Below are 20498 nucleotides of genomic sequence, written 5' to 3' on the forward strand. Positions count from 1 at the left end.
AGCTGACAAAGAGATGGCAACCAAAAAACTCAAGGGACTGGGCCGCGGCCTCGACGCCCTGCTTGGCGGCGACCTGGACGCCGCACCGGCCACGCCGAACACGCCGTCCGTGCTTGCCGTGACCCAGATCCAGGCCGGCAAGTACCAGCCCCGCACGCGCATGGACGAAGTGAGCCTGTCGGAACTGGCCGCATCGATCAAGACCCAGGGCATCATGCAACCGGTGCTCGTGCGCCCATTGCCGCCGGGTAGCAGCACCCCGTACGAGATCATCGCCGGCGAACGGCGCTTCCGCGCGGCGCAGATGGCCGGCCTGGATGAAATCCCGGTACTGGTGCGCGACGTCGACGACCAGGCTGCGGCCGCAATGGCGCTGATCGAGAATATCCAGCGTGAAGACCTGAACCCGCTTGAAGAAGCACAGGGTATCAACCGCCTGATTTCGGATTTCAATTTCACGCACGAACAGGCGGCCGGCGCGGTAGGCCGCTCACGCAGTGCGGTATCGAACCTGCTGCGCCTGATTAACCTCGCACAGCCGGTGCAGACGATGCTGATGGCCGGCGACATCGACATGGGGCACGCCCGTGCCTTGCTGGCGGTCGACAGCGCGCACCAGATCACGCTGGCCAACCAGGTCATTGCCAAGCGGCTGTCGGTGCGCGAAACGGAAAAACTCGTCACGCGCGCGCTCGACGAACACAACGCCCCGGCGCAAGCCGCCCGTGCGAAAGACAAGTCAGGCGACATCGTGCGGCTCGAAGAAGAGCTGTCGGACAAGCTCGCTACCCCGGTCGTGTTCAAGATGGGCCCGAAGGGCAGGGGCCAGATGATCATCGATTTCGCCGACCTCGACATCCTCGATGGGGTGCTGGCGCGCCTGCGCGGCTGACCGGCAGGGGGCTGCAGACAGGGTGGCCGGTGACCCGACTACCCTGCAATGTGACAACCGCTGCCTACACCATCTGGCGTTAAGTTGTTGAAAATAATGCGCTATCCACCAGCAACGTGTCACATTTTCGTCATCTTTACAGAGCAGTTATAAGTAGGGAATCGTTTGACTCACATCCGTATAACCACTTATAATTCCGGCGATTCATGTAATTACCACCACGTAGTACGTCCATAGCGGCAGCGAGAAGACCAAAAAATATGCTGCGCATCGTTTCCCTGCAATTGATTGCAACAGTCGTCGCCGGAATCATTGCCGCGCTTCTGGGGGGATGGCCTGCGATGGTGTCGGCTGTGCTGGGTGGTTTGTGTTGTGTCGTACCCAACGGGATCATGGCAGTGCGCTTGTTTGCGGCGTCCGCGAGTGGACGAGCAAGTCCCGCGACATTTTTCATCTGGGAATTCGTAAAGATTGCATTGACGCTGGCGCTTCTGGGCGCGACGGCGTGGCTGTACCGCGATCTGAACTGGCTGGCATTGATCGTCGGGTTCATCGTGGCGCTGAAAAGTTACATCATCTTATTATTTAGGCATTGACGACATGGCGACTCCAATTGACGGCGCAGCGCACGCGCCCACCGCATCAGAATATATCAAGCACCACCTTGGTCACCTGTCGAACGGTCACCAGGTAGGTCCGGTTGATTTTTCGATCATCAACTACGACACCATGTTCTGGTCGATCGCCATGGGCATCACCGGTTGCCTGGTGATGTGGTCTGCCGCGCGCAAAGCCACCGCTGGCGTGCCAGGTCGTTTCCAGGCTTTCGTCGAAATGCTGTTTGAAATGGTCGATGACCAGGCCAAGTCGATCGTCCATGGCGACCGCAGCTTCATCGCCCCTGCTGCCCTGACGGTATTCGTCTGGGTTGCGCTGATGAACTCGCTGGACTTGCTGCCAGTCGACATGTTCTCGTGGGCATTTGCTGTCTTTGGTGTGGAACACATCTTCCCGTATCATCGCGTGGTACCGACCGCCGACCTGAATGGCCCGATGGGCATCGCTCTGGGCGTGCTGGCACTGATGTTCTACTACAGCATCAAGATCAAGGGCCTGGGCGGCTGGATCCACGAGTTGTTCGCAGCACCGTTCGGTATCTGGATGGCGCCGTTCAACCTGCTCCTGAACATCATTGAATACGCAGCAAAACTGGTGTCGCTCGGTATGCGACTGTTCGGCAACATGTTTGCCGGTGAGCTGCTGTTCCTCTTGATCGCACTGCTGGGCGGATCGGCCACCATCTTTGGTTTTGTTGGCCACGTCATTGCCGGTTCCATCTGGGCGATCTTCCACATCCTGATCGTACTCCTGCAGGCATTCATCTTCATGATGCTGACGCTGGTGTACCTCGGTCAGGCTCACGATAGCCACTGATCGGCGCCGCAAGCATCGAACAAGATAGTGGTTGTAAAGAAGTTGTAGTTTTTAATCTAGTTTTCAATTTAACTTTTGGAGTTACACATGACTGACCTTTCTTTTGTTGCACTGGCTTGCGGTTTGATCATCGGCCTGGGCGCTATCGGTGCTTGTATCGGTATCGCGATCATGGGCGGTAAGTACCTGGAAGCCAGCGCACGTCAGCCAGAACTGATGAACACCCTGCAGACCAAGATGTTCCTGCTGGCTGGTCTGATCGACGCTGCATTCCTGATCGGTGTTGGTATCGCTATGCTGTTCGCGTACACCAACCCATTCGTCGCACCAGTCGTCTAAGCCATCGGCTCTCGATGTCTTGAAGGGCCGAACCATTCCTGGTTCGGCATCCGTGTTTCTGTAAGAAGGAAAAAACCGTGAACATCAATGCAACCCTGTTTGCTCAGTTCGTGGTCTTCTTCATCCTGGCACTGTTCACGATGAAATTCGTGTGGCCGCCACTGATGAAGGCGCTCGATGAGCGCGCCGCGAAGATTGCAAGTGGCCTGGCTGCTGCTGACCGTGGCAAGGCCGATCTGGCTGCTGCTGAAAAGCGTGTCCAGACCGAACTGGCTGGCGCCCGTGACGAAGTCCAGAAACGCATCACCGACGCTGAAAAGCGCGCTGCTGTGATTATCGAAGAAGCCAAGCGTACTGCCGCCGACGAAGGCGCGCGTATCGTTGCCGCCGCCAAGGCTGACGCCGAGCAGCAAGTCAACAGCGCACGCGAAGCACTGCGTGGCCAGGTTGCCGCCCTCGCGGTTGCCGGCGCCGAGCAGATCCTGAAGCGTGAAGTGAACGCAGCGGCCCACGCCGACCTGCTGTCGCAACTGTCGACCGAGCTCTGATCATGGCAGAACTCGCAACCGTCGCCCGCCCCTACGCCGAAGCGCTGTTCCGTGTCGCCCAAACCGGCGACATGAACGCGTACTCGGCCATCGCGTCGGAACTGGGCCAGATTGGCGCCAGTGCCGACGTGCAGACCTTCGCCAGCAACCCGATCGTCACGCACGCACAACTGGCGGACACGATTGCGTCCCTGGTCAAGTCGCCGCTGAATGCTGAAGCGAAGAACTTTATCGCGATGCTGGCCCAGAACGGCCGCATCAACCTGCTGCCCGAGATCAGCACCCAGTTTGCGCTCCTGAAAAACGCGAACGAGGGCGCTGCCGATGCGATGATCCATAGCGCGTTCGAGATCTCGGCCGACCAGCTGGCGCAGCTGGTCGCCACGCTGGAAAAGAAATTTGGCCGCAAGCTCAACCCAACGGTAACAGTGGATCCTTCGCTGATCGGTGGTGTGCGCGTGGTCGTCGGTGACGAAGTGCTCGATACCTCGGTTCGCGCCAAGCTGCAACGGATGCACGTTGCGCTGGCCAACTAATACGACGTATCGACTGGCACGCGCCGGCGTTCCCGCCCTTGCCCTACGCATCAAGAAACTATAATTGGAGTTAGCAAGCATGCAACTTAACCCATCTGAAATCAGCGAACTGATCAAGAGCCGGATCCAGGGCCTCGAAAGTTCGGCTGACGTTCGCAATCAAGGCACGGTGATCTCGGTCGCCGACGGTATCTGCCGCATCCATGGTCTGTCGGACGTGATGCAGGGCGAGATGCTGGAATTCCCAGGCAACACCTTCGGCCTGGCCATGAACCTCGAGCGCGACTCGGTCGGCTCGGTCATCCTGGGTGCTTACGAGCACATCTCGGAAGGCGACATCGTCAAGACCACCGGCCGTATTCTGGAAGTGCCGATCGGTCCTGAACTGTGCGGCCGCGTCGTCAATGCACTGGGCCAGCCGATCGACGGCAAAGGTCCTGTCAACGCCAAGCTGACCTCGCCAATCGAAAAGATTGCGCCAGGCGTTATTGCCCGTGAATCGGTCTCGCAGCCAATGCAGACCGGTATCAAATCGATCGACGCAATGGTGCCGATCGGCCGTGGCCAGCGTGAGCTGATCATTGGTGACCGCCAGACCGGTAAATCGGCTGTTGCAGTCGACGCGATCATCAACCAAAAAGGTCAGGGCGTGACCTGCGTGTACGTCGCGATCGGTCAGAAAGCATCGACCATCAAGAACATCGTGCGCTCGCTGGAAACGCACGGCGCAATGGAGTACACCATCGTTGTTGCTGCATCGGCGTCGGAATCGGCCGCCATGCAATACATCTCGGCCTACTCGGGCTGCGCGATGGGCGAATACTTCCGCGACCGCGGCGAAGACGCACTGATCGTGTACGACGATCTGTCGAAGCAGGCAGTTGCCTACCGCCAGATCTCGCTGCTGCTGCGCCGTCCACCAGGCCGCGAAGCGTACCCGGGCGACGTGTTCTATCTCCACAGCCGTCTGCTCGAGCGCGCAGCACGCGTGAACGCCGACTACGTGTCGAAGTTCACCAACGGCGCCGTGACCGGCAAGACCGGTTCGCTGACCGCACTGCCGATCATCGAAACGCAAGCTGGCGACGTCTCGGCATTCGTGCCGACCAACGTGATCTCGATTACTGACGGCCAGATCTTCCTGGAAACGTCGCTGTTCAACGCCGGTGTCCGTCCTGCGATCAACGCCGGTATCTCGGTGTCGCGCGTCGGTGGTGCTGCCCAGACCAAAGTCATCAAGAACCTGTCCGGTGGTATCCGTACCGACCTGGCCCAGTACCGTGAACTGGCTGCGTTCGCGCAGTTCGCATCGGATCTGGACGAATCGACCCGCAAGCAGCTGGACCGCGGTGCGCGCGTGACCGAACTGCTCAAGCAGCCACAGTTCTCGCCACTGTCGACCTCGCTGATGGCCGCATCGCTGTTCGCCGTCAACAAGGGCTACCTGGACGATATCGAAGTCAAGAAAGTGCTGCCATTCGAGCATGGCCTGCACGCCTTCCTGAAGTCGGGCCATGCAGCGCTGCTGGCGAAGATCGACGAAACCAAGCAACTGGACAAAGACGGCGAAGCAGCACTGGCCGCGGCCGTTGCTGATTTCAAGAAATCCGGCGCATATTAATCTGTGGGCCGGCGTCGCCCCATGGCGATGCCGGTGCCTGGAAGGAGTAAGGACTCATGGCAGCAGGCAAAGAGATTCGTGGCAAGATCAAGAGCGTAGAGAATACGAAGAAGATCACCAAGGCGATGGAAATGGTCGCCGCATCGAAAATGCGCAAGGCGCAGGAACGTATGCGCGCCGCCCGTCCCTACAGTGACAAGGTTCGTAACATCACCGCCAATCTGGCCACTGCAAACCCGGAGTACACGCACGCATTCATGGCGCAAGCCAAGGACGTGCAGGCAAAGGCAGTTGGTTTCATCGTTGTCACGACCGACAAGGGTCTGTGCGGCGGCATGAACACCAACATCCTGCGCCAGGTAACCGTCAAGGCGCGCGAACAGGAACAGGCGGGCAACCGCGTCGAGGCAGTTGCCATTGGCAACAAGGGCCTGAGCTTCCTGAACCGTGTCGGCATGAAGCTGGTGTCGCAAGCCACGCAGCTGGGCGATGCACCGCAACTGGACAAGCTGATCGGACCGGTCAAAGTGATGCTGGACGCGTACCAGGAAGGCAAGCTCGATGCTGTCTACCTGTGCTACACCAAGTTCATCAACACGATGAAACAGGAAACCGTGGTCGAGCAACTGCTTCCGCTGTCAGCCAATTCGCTGAAAGCCGATGCAGGCGCCACCAGCTGGGACTACATCTACGAACCGGAAGCACAGGTCGTCATCGACGAGCTGCTGGTGCGTTACGTGGAAGCGCTGGTCTACCAGGCAGTGGCAGAAAACCTGGCGTCCGAGCAATCGGCGCGCATGGTTGCGATGAAGGCCGCGAGCGATAACGCCGGCAGTGTCATCAGCGACCTGAAGCTGATCTATAACAAGACCCGCCAGGCTGCGATTACCAAAGAACTCTCCGAGATCGTGTCGGGCGCAGCAGCAGTTTAACAGCGCCGCCCGTGGGGATGGCGTCAAGCGGGCCTGGCCCGCACGCTGTCCCCGACCGATCAAAGCAAAAAAGAATTTAACTAAATATCTGAAGGAACGAACATGGCTGATGGCAAAATCGTTCAGTGTATCGGCGCAGTGGTTGACGTGGAATTCCCACGTAATGCCATGCCGAAAGTGTACGACGCACTGAAAATGGAAGGCTCGGATCTGACCCTGGAAGTCCAGCAACAGCTGGGCGACGGCGTGGTCCGTACCATTGCTCTGGGCAGCTCGGACGGCATGCGCCGTGGCATGATCATCCAGAACACCGGCAAGCCAATCATGGTCCCGGTCGGCACCCCGACCCTGGGCCGTATCATGGACGTGCTGGGCAACCCGATCGACGAATGCGGTCCGGTCAGCCACGAGCGCATGGCGTCGATCCACCGTGACGCGCCAGCCTATGACGAACTGTCGCCATCGACCGACCTGCTGGAAACCGGCATCAAGGTCATCGATCTGGTCTGCCCGTTCGCCAAAGGCGGTAAAGTCGGCCTGTTCGGCGGCGCCGGCGTCGGCAAGACCGTCAACATGATGGAACTGATCAACAACATCGCCAAGGCACACTCGGGTCTGTCCGTGTTCGCCGGCGTGGGTGAGCGTACCCGTGAAGGTAACGACTTCTACCACGAGATGGCCGATGCAAAAGTCGTCGACCTGGAAAACCCTGCCAACTCGAAAGTGGCAATGGTCTACGGTCAGATGAACGAACCACCAGGCAACCGTCTGCGCGTCGCGCTGACCGGTCTGACCATGGCGGAAGCGTTCCGTGATGAAGGCAAGGACGTCCTGTTCTTCGTCGACAACATCTACCGTTACACCCTGGCCGGTACCGAAGTGTCGGCACTGCTGGGCCGTATGCCATCGGCAGTGGGCTACCAGCCTACGCTGGCCGAAGAGATGGGCCGTCTGCAAGAGCGCATCACCTCGACCAAGACCGGTTCGATCACGTCGATCCAGGCCGTCTACGTCCCTGCGGATGACTTGACCGACCCATCGCCAGCAACCACCTTTGCTCACCTGGATTCGACCGTCGTTCTGTCGCGTGACATCGCCTCGCTGGGTATCTACCCTGCAGTCGACCCACTCGATTCGACCTCGCGCCAGCTGGACCCGCTCGTCGTCGGTGAAGAGCACTATGCCACCGCGCGCGCTGTGCAGAACACCCTGCAGCGCTACAAGGAACTGCGTGACATCATCGCGATTCTGGGCATGGACGAGCTGGCACCGGAAGACAAACTGGTCGTGGCACGCGCTCGCAAGATGCAGCGTTTCCTGTCGCAGCCATTCCACGTCGCTGAAGTGTTCACCGGCGCGCCGGGCAAGTACGTTTCGCTGAAAGACACGATCAAGGGCTTCAAGATGATCGCATCGGGCGAACTGGATCACCTGCCAGAGCAAGCGTTCTACATGGTCGGCACGATCGAGGAAGCTATCGAGAAAGCCAAGAAACTGGCTGCTGGTTAAGTCGCTTTCTTCCACTGAAAGACACACATGGCAAACACATTTCAAGTCGACGTCGTCTCGGCCGAAGAGCAGATCTTCTCCGGCCAGGCCGAATTCGTCGCGTTGCCGGGTGAAGCGGGTGAGCTGGGTATCTACCCGAAGCACACCCCGTTGATCACGCGCATCCGCCCGGGCGCCGTGCGCATCCAGGTTGCCGGTGGTGGTGAAGAGTTCGTCTTCGTCGCCGGCGGTATCCTCGAAGTGCAGCCGAACGGCGTGACCGTGCTGGCCGACACCGCAATCCGCGGCGCCGACCTGGACGAAGCGAAGGCGACGTCTGCGAAGAAGCAGGCTGAAGACCTGATGCTCAATCAAGAGTCGAAGATCGACTACGCAAAAGCTCAGGCCGAAATGGCCGCGGCAATTGCGCAGTTGGCGGCAATTCAGCGTCTGCGTTCGAAAGGCCGTTGAGCTTAGTACAAGCTCGGCAACAAGAAAGGCAGCCTGCGGGCTGCCTTTTTTTTCGTCGGTGCACATGTCAGCCCCGCACCTCCGGCACGTGCCAGGCCAGGTAAAGCAAACCTGCTAAGCTGATCGCCATCCCAACGACCTGCCTGTCACCATGCGCACCATTGCCCAGATCCTCGAAGAAAGCACCACCATCGCCATCGTCGGCCTGTCGACCAAGCCGGACCGCGCCAGCCACGAAGTGGGCGCCTACCTGCAGCAGCACGGCTACCGCATCCTGCCAGTGAACCCCCAGTACGCTGGCGAGACAATCCTCGGCGAGCCCGTGTTCGCCACGCTGCAAGACGCTGCCGCCTCGCTCGCAGAGAGCGGCCAGCGCATCGACATCGTCGATTGCTTCCGCAAGTCGGAAGACATCGGTCCGATCGCGCGTGATGCGATTGCCGTGGGGGCAGGGTGCCTGTGGATGCAGCTCGAGATCGAGAACCAGGTTGCCGCCGATCTCGCGCGCGCTGCCGGCCTGGATGTGGTGATGAACCACTGCATCAAGATCGAGCACCGCAGCCTGCAGGCAAGTGCCTGAAAAGCGGCGCGTGGCGTCGCCGCCCGCGCTACAATCGCTGCTACTTCCACCTCGTCAATACCACGCCATGATCAAGACCATTGCCCTGCTGCTCGCCGCCACCACCGCCGCCAGCGTCATCCCGCCCGCAAGCGCGCAGGCAGCGCCTGCTGCACCAGCGCCGGCATTGAGCAAAACGCCGGCCGCCTGCCCGGCAGTGCTCAAGCACAGCTTCAAGCGCCTGCAGGACGAAGCGCCGCAAGACCTCTGCCAGTACAGCGGCAAGGTGGTCCTGGTGGTCAACACGGCCAGCTACTGCGGCTTTACCAAGCAGTACGAAGGCCTGGAAAAGATCTACGCCAAGTATGGCAGCCGCGGTCTGGTGATCCTGGGTTTCCCGTCGAACGACTTCGGCCAGCAGGAACCCGGCAACGCGAAAGAAATCGCGGACCTTTGCTACAACACCTACGGCGTGAAGTTCCCGATGTTCGCCAAGACGTCGGTCAAGGGACCGGACGCCAATCCGCTGCACGCGCAGCTGATCAAGGCGACCGGCAAGGAACCGAAGTGGAACTTCACCAAGTACCTGATCGGGCGTGACGGTAAAGTGCTCGAATACTTCCCGAGCAAGGTCACGCCGGAAGACCCGCAATTGGTCGGCATGATCGAAAAAGCGCTGTAACCTTACTGACAGCATGGTCATTTTGATGTGGATCAACGTTTTTTTGGGTCCACATCAATAAGCTTACCTTCGTCGACAGTGACATGACAACGAAAGGTAAGAACAATGAAAACGATGTTGAAATCCGTAGTAGTGGCCCTGATTGCCGTGGCGTCCGCGCAGGCGCTGGCACAGGAATCGCCATGGCTGGTGCGTGCACGCGCCATCCAGATGGAGCCAGATAACAAATCGAGCCCGGTTGGCGGTGTGGGCGCGGCAGACACGATCAAGGTCAGCAACAAGACCATCCCCGAGCTGGACATCAGCTACTTCTTCACGCCAAACTTCGCTGCGGAACTGATCCTGACCTATCCGCAGAAGCACAACGTCACGCTGGCCGGCACGAAGATCGGCAGCTTCAAGCACCTGCCGCCGACGCTCAGCGCGCAATACCACTTTGCACCGGGCGCCACCTTCAATCCGTACGTGGGCGTGGGCGTGAACTACACGCGTATCTCGAGCGTCAAGCTGCTCAATGGCGCGGCTGACCTCGAGAACGACAGCGTCGGGCTGGCGCTGCAGGCTGGCGTCGATTTCCGCCTGGACGAGCACTGGTCGCTCAACGCCGACATCAAGCGCGTGAACATCCGCAGCGACGTGATCGTCGGCGGCGCCAATATCAGCCACCTGAAAGTCGATCCGATGCTGTTCGGTCTGGGCGTCGGTTATCGCTTCTGAAGAAGTACGGCGCGCAGCGGCCCACGCAGCGCGTTGCAGACGACGATGTCGTCGGCCGCTTCGAGCATCGCGCGCGTGATCACGCCTTCGCGCGCGTGCCATGCGGGCGCTGCCAGCAGCACGCTCCGCATGACGCCCGGCAGCACGCCACAGGCCAACGGTGGCGTGATCCACGCGTCACCCATGCGCACGAACACATTGCTGCGCCCACCTTCCGTCAATTCACCGCGCTCGTTGAAGAACAGCGCATCGAACGCGCCGCGCGCTTCGGCCGCCTGCCAGGCCGCGTCGTAGCGGCTGCGCCGGCTCGTCTTGTGACGCAGGAAGATGTCGCTACTGGCCGTCGGTTCGTCGGCCAGCACTACCAGCACCGGCTCCTGCAGCGGCGCCAGCACGCCCGATGTGATCGTCAGTGCACCGGCCGCATCGATGGCCAGGCGCATGCGGTACGTGCTGTCGGTCGGCAGCGCCAGGCAGGCGGCGTCCAGGGCCGCATGCGCGGCGCCGGGGTCAAACGGGACACCGAAATAGCGGCACGATACGTGCAAGCGCTCGAGGTGCCGTTCGACGTGGCCGCAGCCATGCTCGCGTGAGGCGCGCAGCGTCTCGAAGATCGTGACATCGTTGGCCAGCCCGGTCAGGAAGCCTGCTTTCAACTGGCACTCCGCGAATTCGTCGTGCGCTTCGCTGTCGTGGACGATGCCGGCGCCCACACCCAGTTCGCCGCGCCGTACGCCACGCTGTACGCCATTCTCTGGCGCCGCCAGTGCCAAAGTACGGATCGGCACCGACAGACAAAAGTCGCCGAACGGGCGGCCTTGTGGCGCCGGATCGAACCAGCCAATCGCGCCGGTGTAGACGCCGCGTGCATCGGGCTCGAGATCGTGGATGATTTCCATCGCGCGGCGCTTCGGCGCGCCCGTGATCGAGCCGCACGGGTACAGCGCGTCAAAGATATCCACCAGCGCCGCATCGGGCTTCAGGCGTGCCTGCACCGTGGACGTCATCTGCAGCACGGCGCCGTAACGCTGCACGTCAAAGAGCACGGGCGTCTGCACGCTGCCCGTGACGGCCACGCGGCCCAGGTCATTGCGCAGCAGGTCGACGATCATCAGGTTTTCGGCGCGGTTCTTGGTGTCCTGCGCCAGGTCGCGCGCACGCGCGGCATCGATGGTGGCGTCGCCGCTGGCGCGCGCCGTACCCTTCATCGGTCGCGCCTGCAGCACGCCGGCCTCGTGGCGTACGAACAGCTCGGGCGAGAACGACAGCAGCGCGCGGCCATCCGGCAGCGCCACCAGCGCGCCATACGGCACCGGCTGACGCGCACGCAGGCGCGCATACAGGGCGACGAGCGGGCCGAAGGCGTCGAAGCGCAAGCGATACGTGTAGTTGACCTGGTAGGTGTCGCCCGCCTCAATGAGCGCGCGGATGCGGGTGATGGCTTCGACAAACTGCGCCTCGTCGACATTGGCCCTGATGCCGGCCACGCCGGCAATCTGGTCCGGGCCCGCGCTGCGCGTGGCGAGCCACGATGCGACCTGCTCGCCCGTCAGATGGTCGCACCGCGAAAACAGCAGCACCTGCGCCAGAGGTCCATCCACGGCGCGCGCCGGCAGGTTCTGCAGATGCGCGCCAAGTTCGTAGGTCAGCAGCGGCACCGCATACAAACCCTGCTGCAGCGCGGTTTGCAGGGCCGCCAGCAGCGGCGCCCAGCCGCTGGCATCATCACAGGTCAGCGTGCCGGCATGGCCGCTGTAGAGCCGCGAACGGGCTTCGTGCATGGCGCGCGCATCGTCGAGCAGTGTAAAGACTTCACCAGTATCCATCCCGGGATTTTACGCTGCCAGCAGCAACGACAGGTGCAGCGGCGTGCCTTCCACGGGACTGACCTTGAAGCCGCTCTTGGCAAAGCGGTGCCAGCGGCCGGTGACGTAATTCATCAACAGGCTCGCGCGGCCGGCGACATCGGCTTCCTGGCCGTGGCCCTGCGTGACGGCCACGCGCAGGGCACCCTTGAACGCCAGCTCGACCTTGTCGTAAAACGCGTTCATGCGGTGCTGCAGGCGCTCGTCTTCGTTCACCAGCGCGTCGCCGATCAGCACGCGCGTCATGCCCGGATTGTTCGCCGCAAAGCCGAGCAGCATCTGCACGATCGCGCGCGTCTGATCCAGGCCGCCTTCTTCGTGTTCAGTAATCTGGTTGATGACGCCAAACACCGAGGTTTCGATGAACTCGATCAACCCCTCGTACATTTGCGCCTTGCTGGCAAAGTGGCGGTACAACGCCGCTTCAGAGACGCCCAGGCGCGCGGCCAGGGCGGCGGTGGTGATTTTCTCGCCCTTGGGCTGCTCGAGCATCGCGGCCAGGGCCTGAAGGATTTGCAGCTTGCGCTGGCCGGGCTTCATGCTTGCCATGGGATCCCTAGGAGTGTTTGATCGATTAACGCAGCCTCGACAGCCGCGCAGGAAGTTGCCGCACGGATTTTACTTTGACATTGACGTAACCGGGGCATTTCAATGTCCTCGGCAGGGGGGCAGTTCCGATCGGATCGCTCACACGCAGGTATTGGGTGACCCAGACAGTGCGCAGGCCCAGCTGGCGCGCGGTGCGCAGATTGGCCAGCGTGTCTTCGACCAGGATGCAGCGCTGCGCGGCCACGCCATGCTTGCGCAAGAGGCGGCGCAGCATCAGCTTGGACGGCTTGGGCCGCAACTGGCGGTGCACGTGCATGTGCTCGATAGCCACGTGGTGCGAGAAATGGTTGTGCAGCTTCAGGCGGCGCACGATCTCGGTCGAGTACGAGTTGGGCGCATTGGTCAGCAGGATCTTGCGGCCCGGCAGGCGGCGCAACAGGCGGCCCAGGCCGCGCTCGAAGCGCAGCAGCTCGGCCAGTGGCCCGATATCGTGCGTCTGGCGGAGGAAGTCGGTCGGGCACACCTGGTGATGGCGCATCATGCCGAGCAGGGTGGCGCCGTAGCGCTTCCAGTACCCGACGCGCGCGGCATCGATCATCGCTTGCGTGGCAGTTTCGCCATTCTGGCTGAGCACGCGCGCGATATAGGTGTTCATGTTGGCGCTGATCGCCGGAAAAATCGCATGCGATGCGTCGTGCAGGGTGTTGTCGAGGTCAAATAACCAGACAGGTGCGCGGGGTAGGGGAGTGGCCACGGTGCGAGGCGTTGGTACAGCAGAGGGGAGGTGAAGCGATGGTGCCCTTTACGTGGATTGAACACGTGGCCTCTCCCTTACCAAGGGAGTGCTCTACCACTGAGCTAAAAGGGCGGTACTGGTTTTTCTGTGGCGATTGTTTCCGCCACAAAAAATTTAATGAGACCGGATCATAGTGCCAAAAGCCTGTTCGGTCAAGACTTCGAGCAGCAATGAGTGTTCGATCCGGCCATCGATGATGTGAACGGTGTTCACGCCCGATTTGGCAGCGTCGAGGGCCGATGAAATCTTTGGCAGCATGCCGCCCGAGATCGTGCCGTCGGCGAACATCTCGTCAATCTCGCGCGCCGACAGGTCGGTGACGAGGTTGCCCGATTTATCTTGCACGCCGGCGATGTTGGTCATCATGATCAGCTTTTCAGCTTTCAGGATTTCAGCAATCTTGCCGGCGACGACGTCGGCATTGATGTTGTAGGCCTGGCCGTCCTGGCCGAAGCCGATCGGCGAAATGATCGGGATGAACGCGTCGTCCTGCAGCGCCTTGACGACGGCCGGGTTGATGGCGTCGATCTCGCCAACAAAGCCGATGTCGAGGAACTCACCCGGTTTTTCCTTGTCAGGCATCGCCATGCGGCGCGCGCGGATCAGGCCGCCATCCTTGCCGGTCAGGCCCACGGCCTGGCCACCGTAGTGGTTGATCAGCATGACGATGTCTTGCTGCACTTCGCCGCCCAGCACCCACTCCACCACTTCCATGGTTTCTTCGTCGGTGATGCGCATGCCCTGCACGAACGTGCCTTGCTTGCCGATTTTCTTCAGCGCGTTGTCGATCTGCGGGCCACCGCCGTGTACCACGACCGGGTTCATGCCCACCAGCTTGAGCAGGATGACGTCGCGTGCGAAGCCGTGCTTCAGGCGCTCGTCGGTCATGGCGTTGCCGCCGTATTTGATGACGATGGTCTTGCCGTGGAAATTACGGATGTACGGAAGCGCTTCGGCCAGGATCTGCGCCTTGATCGCCGGGGAGACGCCCGCGAGGTCGTTAGGTTGGTCGTCGGTGGTCAGGCTGGTCACTTGAGCGTTCATGGAGAGTCCGAAATAATTGTCGCGAGATTTTACAGCCAAATGCCATAAAAACAGCGTAAACCTTGTGGGGAGTGGGCGGCGTTTCGTTGTATTTTATAGCAGTACCCACCACTCTACTCCTGCCATGCCATTCCCGCCGTTCGCCATCCATCGTCAAGGCTGTTGAGACCATGACTCATTGCACGCGCTGCGGCGCCCCGTTCAGCTGCGCCATGGCCGATGGCGACAGCGCGCCGTGCTGGTGTACGGCGTTGCCGCCGGCGGTGGCGGTGCCGCAGGAAGCGGCTGGCTGCTGGTGTCCGGCCTGTCTGCGCGCCCACATTGCCGCGCAGGACCAGCCCCCATCTGCCACGCCGCCGTGACGCCTCAGCGTTGGGTACGGAAGAAGCGCATCATCTCGCGGCTGGCGTCAGGCCCCTTGCCGTCGGTGTAGCTGCCGTTTGCCTGCCCGCCCGACCACGCATGGCCCGCGCCATGCACCAGCCAGTGCTCGGCCTGCACGGTGCCATCGGTGGCAGGGTACAGCGTACGCGTGTAGGCATGGCCGTCCGGCACATTGCCCGGTTCGGTCGTGCCCGGCTGCGGCAAATGGCGTGCGCCTTGCGCCACCACTTCTTCGCCATTGGCCGGGTGGACGGTCGTATCGCGGTCGCCATGGAACACGATGACCGGCAACGGCTGGTTCTCGAGCTGGCTGCGCCGGAAGTCGCCCTTCATCGCTGCCAGGGCCGACGACAAATCGTTGGCCGACGCAAATGGCAAGCCCGAATGCACGCCGACGGCGGCATACAGGTCGGGATACAGCGTGCCCATGATGGTGGCCATCGCGCCGCCGGCGGACAGGCCGGCCACATACATCTGGCTCGCATCGACGCTGTAGGTGTCCATGATCGCCTGCGTCATGCCGGCGATGAGCGACGGCTCGCCTTCATCGCGGCGCTGGTCGACGGCGTTGAACCAGTTCCAGCAGCGTGACGGGTTGGCGCTTTTACTTTGCGCCGGGTACAGCACCAGGCAGCCGACCTCTTCGGCCAGCACGTTCATTCCCGTGCCAGCGGCGAAGTCGTCCGGGTCCTGCGTGCAGCCGTGCAGCATCACCACCAGCGGCGCGGGGCCGTCCGTGTAGCTGGCCGGAACGTAGAGCTTGTAGTCGCGCGTGCCGGCGGCGTTGGTGTGACTGCCGGCGATGAAGGTGCCGGTCAGTGGCGCGCTGGCCGTTGCTGTGGGCGCGGCAGCAGGCGTGGCGGCGGGCGCAGGCGTGACGGCGGGCGCGGATTCCGGAGGCGTCACCGTCATCGTGAAGTCACGCATCTGTTGTCGGGCGACCCGGTGCAACGCGTTGACGTTGCTCATCGCTTGCCGTACTGCTGCGCCAGGGGTTACCGGACCCGAGCGCCAGAGCGTTCGGGTAGCGCTGCGCATTTGCGCGAGCATGAGTCGGTTGAGTTTCATGGCATTCCTTTTTTGTGCAGTGCACCAATTTCAGGCCATGAGCTTACACGAACCTTGCCAGCGTTGCTGAACGGCCCTTATATATGCTGCTGCGTTAGATACGGAACATTGATCTATGTGATCACATCAAGCGCCAACGCATGCTCAACCGCAGGTTTCCACGTACTCCACAGCCGGTTTAAGGCCGGCGCGCATGCGCTGCAGCTTGCCCTTGCTCGCTTCGAAGATCAGCGCCTTGTCCGTGCCCTGCGCGAGCGTCAGGTACTGGCCGTTCTCGTCGTATTTGTGTGGCCCGACCAGCAACGCGGGGCGATGGCGCTGTGCCTCCTTCACCGACATGCGCGCCGTAATACCGGCGCTGTTGCGCACGATCCGGTCGGCGTCCGCGCGCGTGATCACACCGTTTTCGACCATGAAGCGCACGTCGGGATACCGTTTGAAGGTCACCATCGAACAGGCCGGGTCGGCCGTGCGGGGCGCGGCGCGCTGGCCCAGCTGGCGCTCGACGGCGCCCAGCTGCTGGCCAAACCTGATCTTGCCGTAACCATCGGGAGAGAGCATTTGGCCAGAGGCGGCCGTGGACGCGCCGAACAGGCCAGCCAGCAAAACAGATCGCAATTTCATGGGCACCTCGTGCAAAGTGGCGTTGCCCCAGTATAGTAAAAGACAGGCAACACGCGGCGCTGGACTGCCAGTCGCGCGATAATGCCACTTTATTTTCACCACTGCGAACGATGGCTCCCGAACTGCAAATCCCCGTACCGTCGCCCTGTATCAATATCTGCCAGATGGTCCCCGAGACGGGCCTGTGCCAGGGTTGTCTGCGCACCATCGATGAAATCGTCGCCTGGGGCACGGCCACGGACGACGCCAAGCGCGCGATCTGGGCCGAGATCCGGCGCCGCGAGGGCGAGATCGACTGGCAGTAACGGTCGTTTAGAGGCAGGAATCTAGCACGGTCGTACTTTTTTCAGGGCTATAATCAGGCCCATCCTTCATCCACCACCGAGAGCTTCCATGACGATGCCCGCTGCGCTGCAAGACCTGTCCCTTCCCGTCATCGCTTCGCCGATGTTCATTGCCAGCGGACCCGCGCTGGTGGCAGCCCAGTGCAAGGCCGGCATCGTGGGCTCGTTCCCGGCATTGAATGCCCGGCCGGCCGAGATGCTCGACGTCTGGCTGACCGACCTGCAGCGCGAACTGGCCGACTACGCAGCGGCCAATCCGGGCAAGAAGGTCGGCCCGATCGCCGTCAACCAGATCGTCCACCAGTCGAACGACCGCCTGGCGCATGACGTCGAAGTCTGCGTCAAGCACCAGATACCGATCATCATTTCGTCGCTGCGCGCGCCGCCGCGCGAGATGATGGACGCCGTGCATTCGTATGGCGGCATCGTGCTGCACGATATCGTCTCGATCCGCCACGCCGAAAAAGCGCTGGAAGCGGGCGTCGATGGCCTGATCCTGGTGGCCGCTGGCGCTGGCGGCCATGCAGGCGCCTTGTCGCCATTCGCGCTGGTGGGCGAAATCCGCAAGATGTTCAAGGGACCGATCGCGCTGTCCGGCTCGATTGCTACCGGCGACGCGATCCTGGCTGCTCAAGCGATGGGCGCCGACTTTGCCTACATCGGTTCGCGCTGGCTGGCGACGAAAGAATCGAACGTCAGCGACGACTACCGCGATGCGATCGTCGAATCGACGGCGGCCGACGTCGTCTACACGAACCTGTTTACGGGCGTGCACGGCAACTACCTGAAAAAATCGATCGTCGCGGCCGGGCTGGACCCGGACAACCTGCCCGAATCGGACAAGAGCAAGATGAGCTTTGGGTCGGGCAGCGCCAAGGCCTGGCGCGATATCTGGGGCGCAGGGCAGGGCGTCGGCTTGATGGACGACGTGCCGACGGTGGCCGACATGGTCGCGCGCCTGAGCGCCGAATACATGGCGGCGCGCGCGCGTCTCGCGCTTTAAAAACGTTCAGGCTGCCGGCGCCTCGGGCTGCTTCAAATCCTCGGGCCGGATCGTCCACAGGCCCGGCAGATTACGCCAGTAGCCATACACATCCATCCCGAAGCCGACGACGAACTTGTTCGGCAGGCTCAAGCCGATCAGATCGGCCGTGATCGGCTTGGCGCGGCCCAGGTCCTTGTCGGCAAACACCACGACCATCACTTCGGCCGCGCCCATGTCCAGCAGGCGCTGCTTGACGTGGGCCAGCGTCTCGCCTTCGTCGAGGATGTCGTCGACCAGCAGGATCGTGCGGCCCGCGACGTTCTGGCGCGGGATCACTTTCCACACCAGTTCACCGCCACGGTCATCGTCGCCGTAGCGGCTGACATGGATGTAGTCGAAGTCGAGGGGGAAGGCCAGTTGCGGCAGCAGGGTGCCGGTGAACACGACCGCGCCACCCATCACGCCCAGCACGAGCGGGAACTCGGTGGCGCCCGGCGCGGCAAAGCGCGCATTGAGCTGGTCGGCGACGCTGGTGACAGCGGCCTGGACTTCAGTCGGCGTGACGATCTGCGTGGCGTTCGCCAACAGCGCGCGGGCGCGCTCATGATGAAAATCGAGCATGGGTCTCTATGTCTGGTGGATGCCGCGCCATTATGCGTGATCCCCGGGCTGGAGGGTGTTCCGGTTGGGGTGCCCCGCATATGTCGGCGACGCCAAATGGGGCGTATCATACGCAGCTTGGAAAACAAATCGACGCCTCCGCCCATGTCCGACGCCACCGAACAAGCCCGCTCTTCTCCTGACGCTTCCCTCGATTCCCAGACGGTCCGCGCCGACCGGCTCGCGCAGCTGCGCGCAGCCATGGCGCGCCACGGCATCGACGCCGTCATCGTGCCGTCGAGCGACCCGCACCTGTCGGAATACCTGCCCGGCCACTGGAAGGGCCGCGAATGGCTGTCCGGCTTCACCGGCTCGGTCGGCACCTTCATCGCCACCGCGAAATTTGCTGGTGTCTGGACCGATGGCCGCTACTTCACGCAGGCCGAAACGGAACTCGCCGGCACCGATATCGCGCTGATGAAGATCCCGGGCGCGGCCAGCCAACTGCACGTCGACTGGCTCGCCGCCAACCTGGCCGCCGGCCAGACCGCCGCCGTCGATGCGCGCGTGCTGGGCCTGGCCGGTGCACGTCTGCTGGCCGACGCGCTGCAGGCCAAAGGCGTCGTGCTGCGCACCGATCTCGACCTGCTGGACGATGTCTGGAGTGAGCGCCCGGCGCTGCCGGCCGACGCCGTATTCGAGCACCTGCCGCCGTTTGCCACCGTCACCCGCGCCGACAAGCTGCAGGCCACGCGCGCCGCGATGGAAGCGCATGGCGCCGGTTTTCACTTCGTCTCGACGCTCGACGACATCGCTTACCTGTTCAACCTGCGCGGCGCCGACGTCAGCTTCAATCCCGTGTTCCTGGCCCATGCGCTGATCGGCCGTGGCGATGCCACGCTGTTCGTTGGCGAAGGCAAGGTGCCGCCTGACGTGCGTGCGCGCCTGGAAGCGGACGACGTGCACCTGGCGCCGTACGAAAACGCCGTGCATGCGCTCGAAGCGCTGCCCGAAGGCGCAACGCTGCTGCTCGATCCGCGCCGCGTTACGGCCGGCATGCGCGCGAGCGTGGCCAGCGGCGTGAACGTGGTCGAGGCGATCAACCCGACCACATTCGCCAAGTCGCGCAAGCTCGATAGCGAGGCCGTCAACGTGCGCGCCACGATGGAGCAGGATGGCGCCGCGCTGTGCGAATTCTTTGCCGCGCTCGAGCCGCTGCTGGCGGACGCAAATCGCAGTGCAATCAACGAAGTCGATATCGACACGCGCATCACCGCCGCGCGCGCGCGCCGCCCGAACTTCGTCAGCGCGAGTTTCTCGACCATCGCGGGCTTCAACAGCAATGGCGCGATCATGCATTACCGCGCTGAAGCGGCCACCTGCGCCACGATCGAAGGCGACGGCCTGCTGCTGATCGACTCGGGCGGCCAGTACCTGGGCGGCACCACCGATATCACGCGCGTGATCCCGGTCGGCACGCCAAGCGCCGACCAGCGGCGCGACTACACGCTGGTGCTGAAAGGCCTGATCGCGCTGTCGAGCGCCCACTTCCCGCGCGGCACCCGCGCACCGCTGCTCGACGCGATCGCACGCGCCCCGATCTGGGCCGCCGGCATCGACTACGGCCACGGCACCGGCCACGGCGTCGGCTACTTCCTGAACGTGCACGAAGGCCCGCAAACGATTTCGCCGGCCGTCCCGCCGGACCCGCACACCGCGATGGAGCCGGGCATGATCACGTCGATCGAGCCGGGCATCTATCGCCCGGGCCGCTGGGGCATCCGCATCGAAAACCTGGTGCTCAACGTGGCCGCGAACAAGACCGAATTCGGCGAATACCTGGCCTTCGAGACGCTCACCTTGTGCCCGATCGACACCCGCTGTCTCGATCGTTCGCTGCTGCGCCCTGACGAAATTGTCTGGCTCAACGACTACCACGCCACCGTGCGTGCGCGCCTGACGCCCCACGTCGACGGCGCCGCGTTCGAGTGGCTCATGCTGCGCACGGAGGCAATCTGAC

24 protein-coding genes and 1 tRNA gene are annotated in these 20498 nt (G+C 62.3%); 17 read left to right on the top strand and 8 right to left on the bottom strand.

The window, feature by feature from the left end:
• The first annotated feature begins 13 nt into the window (after window positions 1-13).
• The 13 genes from AC1MGT_RS11365 to AC1MGT_RS11425 all read left to right on the top strand — a co-directional run bounded on the left by AC1MGT_RS11365 (window position 14) and on the right by AC1MGT_RS11425 (window position 10219).
• A complete protein-coding gene (locus AC1MGT_RS11365; RefSeq protein ID WP_499504234.1) occupies window positions 14-892 on the top strand; it encodes a ParB/RepB/Spo0J family partition protein in 879 nt (292 codons plus the stop codon).
• Window positions 893-1152: 260 nt separating this feature from the next.
• Window positions 1153-1488, top strand: coding sequence for an ATP synthase subunit I (locus AC1MGT_RS11370; RefSeq protein ID WP_258836928.1), 336 nt, complete (start codon window positions 1153-1155; stop codon window positions 1486-1488).
• 4 nt (window positions 1489-1492) lie between these two features.
• The gene (gene atpB, locus AC1MGT_RS11375) at window positions 1493-2326 is read left to right on the top strand and encodes a F0F1 ATP synthase subunit A (RefSeq protein ID WP_258836929.1); all 834 of its coding nucleotides are present in this window, start codon (window positions 1493-1495) and stop codon (window positions 2324-2326) included.
• Between the two features lie 87 nt (window positions 2327-2413).
• A complete protein-coding gene (atpE, locus tag AC1MGT_RS11380) occupies window positions 2414-2665 on the top strand; it encodes a F0F1 ATP synthase subunit C (protein WP_370660592.1) in 252 nt (83 codons plus the stop codon).
• A 77-nt stretch (window positions 2666-2742) separates the two neighbouring features.
• The gene (locus AC1MGT_RS11385) at window positions 2743-3213 is read left to right on the top strand and encodes a F0F1 ATP synthase subunit B (protein WP_258836931.1); all 471 of its coding nucleotides are present in this window, start codon (window positions 2743-2745) and stop codon (window positions 3211-3213) included.
• A 2-nt stretch (window positions 3214-3215) separates the two neighbouring features.
• A complete protein-coding gene (locus tag AC1MGT_RS11390; RefSeq protein WP_258836932.1) occupies window positions 3216-3749 on the top strand; it encodes a F0F1 ATP synthase subunit delta in 534 nt (177 codons plus the stop codon).
• Between the two features lie 79 nt (window positions 3750-3828).
• Entirely contained in the window at window positions 3829-5370 is a 1542-nt protein-coding gene (atpA, locus tag AC1MGT_RS11395; protein WP_183554851.1) for a F0F1 ATP synthase subunit alpha, read from the top strand.
• A gap of 56 nt (window positions 5371-5426) precedes the next feature.
• The gene (gene atpG / locus AC1MGT_RS11400; protein ID WP_499504235.1) at window positions 5427-6302 is read left to right on the top strand and encodes a F0F1 ATP synthase subunit gamma; all 876 of its coding nucleotides are present in this window, start codon (window positions 5427-5429) and stop codon (window positions 6300-6302) included.
• Between the two features lie 102 nt (window positions 6303-6404).
• Entirely contained in the window at window positions 6405-7811 is a 1407-nt protein-coding gene (atpD, locus tag AC1MGT_RS11405) for a F0F1 ATP synthase subunit beta (protein WP_091869718.1), read from the top strand.
• Window positions 7812-7838: 27 nt separating this feature from the next.
• Window positions 7839-8261 (top strand): F0F1 ATP synthase subunit epsilon, encoded by a 423-nt coding sequence (locus AC1MGT_RS11410; protein WP_183554845.1) that lies wholly within the window; start codon window positions 7839-7841, stop codon window positions 8259-8261.
• Between the two features lie 151 nt (window positions 8262-8412).
• Window positions 8413-8841, top strand: a complete 429-nt coding sequence (locus AC1MGT_RS11415; protein ID WP_499504236.1) for a CoA-binding protein — start codon at window positions 8413-8415, stop codon at window positions 8839-8841.
• A gap of 67 nt (window positions 8842-8908) precedes the next feature.
• A complete protein-coding gene (locus tag AC1MGT_RS11420) occupies window positions 8909-9502 on the top strand; it encodes a glutathione peroxidase (RefSeq protein ID WP_499504237.1) in 594 nt (197 codons plus the stop codon).
• A 105-nt stretch (window positions 9503-9607) separates the two neighbouring features.
• On the top strand, window positions 9608-10219 hold the full coding sequence (locus AC1MGT_RS11425; RefSeq protein WP_499504238.1) for an OmpW/AlkL family protein: 612 nt from the start codon (window positions 9608-9610) through the stop codon (window positions 10217-10219).
• Here the strand turns inward: AC1MGT_RS11425 and AC1MGT_RS11430 are convergent.
• The 5 genes from AC1MGT_RS11430 to argB form a co-directional block, all read right to left on the bottom strand.
• Complete coding sequence (locus tag AC1MGT_RS11430; protein WP_499504239.1) at window positions 10207-12045, bottom strand: chorismate-binding protein; 1839 nt, start codon at window positions 12043-12045, stop codon at window positions 10207-10209. The two genes, AC1MGT_RS11425 and AC1MGT_RS11430, sit on opposite strands and share 13 nt — an antisense overlap.
• 9 nt (window positions 12046-12054) lie before the next feature.
• Window positions 12055-12633, bottom strand: a complete 579-nt coding sequence (gene slmA, locus AC1MGT_RS11435) for a nucleoid occlusion factor SlmA (protein ID WP_499504240.1) — start codon at window positions 12631-12633, stop codon at window positions 12055-12057.
• 25 nt (window positions 12634-12658) lie between these two features.
• On the bottom strand, window positions 12659-13387 hold the full coding sequence (locus AC1MGT_RS11440; protein WP_499504241.1) for a pyrimidine 5'-nucleotidase: 729 nt from the start codon (window positions 13385-13387) through the stop codon (window positions 12659-12661).
• A 39-nt stretch (window positions 13388-13426) separates the two neighbouring features.
• A tRNA-Thr gene (locus tag AC1MGT_RS11445) sits at window positions 13427-13501 on the bottom strand.
• Window positions 13502-13543: 42 nt separating this feature from the next.
• The gene (gene argB, locus AC1MGT_RS11450) at window positions 13544-14473 is read right to left on the bottom strand and encodes an acetylglutamate kinase (protein WP_183554827.1); all 930 of its coding nucleotides are present in this window, start codon (window positions 14471-14473) and stop codon (window positions 13544-13546) included.
• A gap of 170 nt (window positions 14474-14643) precedes the next feature.
• Between argB and AC1MGT_RS11455 the strand changes: the two genes are divergently transcribed.
• On the top strand, window positions 14644-14835 hold the full coding sequence (locus AC1MGT_RS11455) for a cysteine-rich CWC family protein (RefSeq protein WP_499500263.1): 192 nt from the start codon (window positions 14644-14646) through the stop codon (window positions 14833-14835).
• Window positions 14836-14839: 4 nt separating this feature from the next.
• On the opposite strand, the gene AC1MGT_RS11460 is transcribed toward AC1MGT_RS11455, so the two are convergent.
• Complete coding sequence (locus tag AC1MGT_RS11460) at window positions 14840-15925, bottom strand: extracellular catalytic domain type 1 short-chain-length polyhydroxyalkanoate depolymerase (protein ID WP_499500264.1); 1086 nt, start codon at window positions 15923-15925, stop codon at window positions 14840-14842.
• A gap of 144 nt (window positions 15926-16069) precedes the next feature.
• Window positions 16070-16549: a hypothetical protein gene (locus AC1MGT_RS11465; protein ID WP_499500265.1), complete on the bottom strand. Its 480-nt coding sequence runs from the start codon at window positions 16547-16549 to the stop codon at window positions 16070-16072.
• A 110-nt stretch (window positions 16550-16659) separates the two neighbouring features.
• On the opposite strand from AC1MGT_RS11465, the gene AC1MGT_RS11470 reads away from it, so the two are divergent.
• A complete protein-coding gene (locus AC1MGT_RS11470; RefSeq protein ID WP_499500266.1) occupies window positions 16660-16854 on the top strand; it encodes a DUF1289 domain-containing protein in 195 nt (64 codons plus the stop codon).
• 88 nt (window positions 16855-16942) lie between these two features.
• Window positions 16943-17896 (top strand): NAD(P)H-dependent flavin oxidoreductase, encoded by a 954-nt coding sequence (locus AC1MGT_RS11475; protein WP_332533745.1) that lies wholly within the window; start codon window positions 16943-16945, stop codon window positions 17894-17896.
• A 6-nt stretch (window positions 17897-17902) separates the two neighbouring features.
• On the opposite strand, the gene AC1MGT_RS11480 is transcribed toward AC1MGT_RS11475, so the two are convergent.
• A complete protein-coding gene (locus tag AC1MGT_RS11480; RefSeq protein WP_258836942.1) occupies window positions 17903-18499 on the bottom strand; it encodes a hypoxanthine-guanine phosphoribosyltransferase in 597 nt (198 codons plus the stop codon).
• A gap of 144 nt (window positions 18500-18643) precedes the next feature.
• Between AC1MGT_RS11480 and AC1MGT_RS11485 the strand changes: the two genes are divergently transcribed.
• A complete protein-coding gene (locus tag AC1MGT_RS11485) occupies window positions 18644-20497 on the top strand; it encodes an aminopeptidase P family protein (RefSeq protein WP_499500267.1) in 1854 nt (617 codons plus the stop codon).
• The last annotated feature ends 1 nt before the right edge of the window (window position 20498 follow it).

It is taken from the genome of Telluria sp. BA11 (assembly GCF_056680305.1).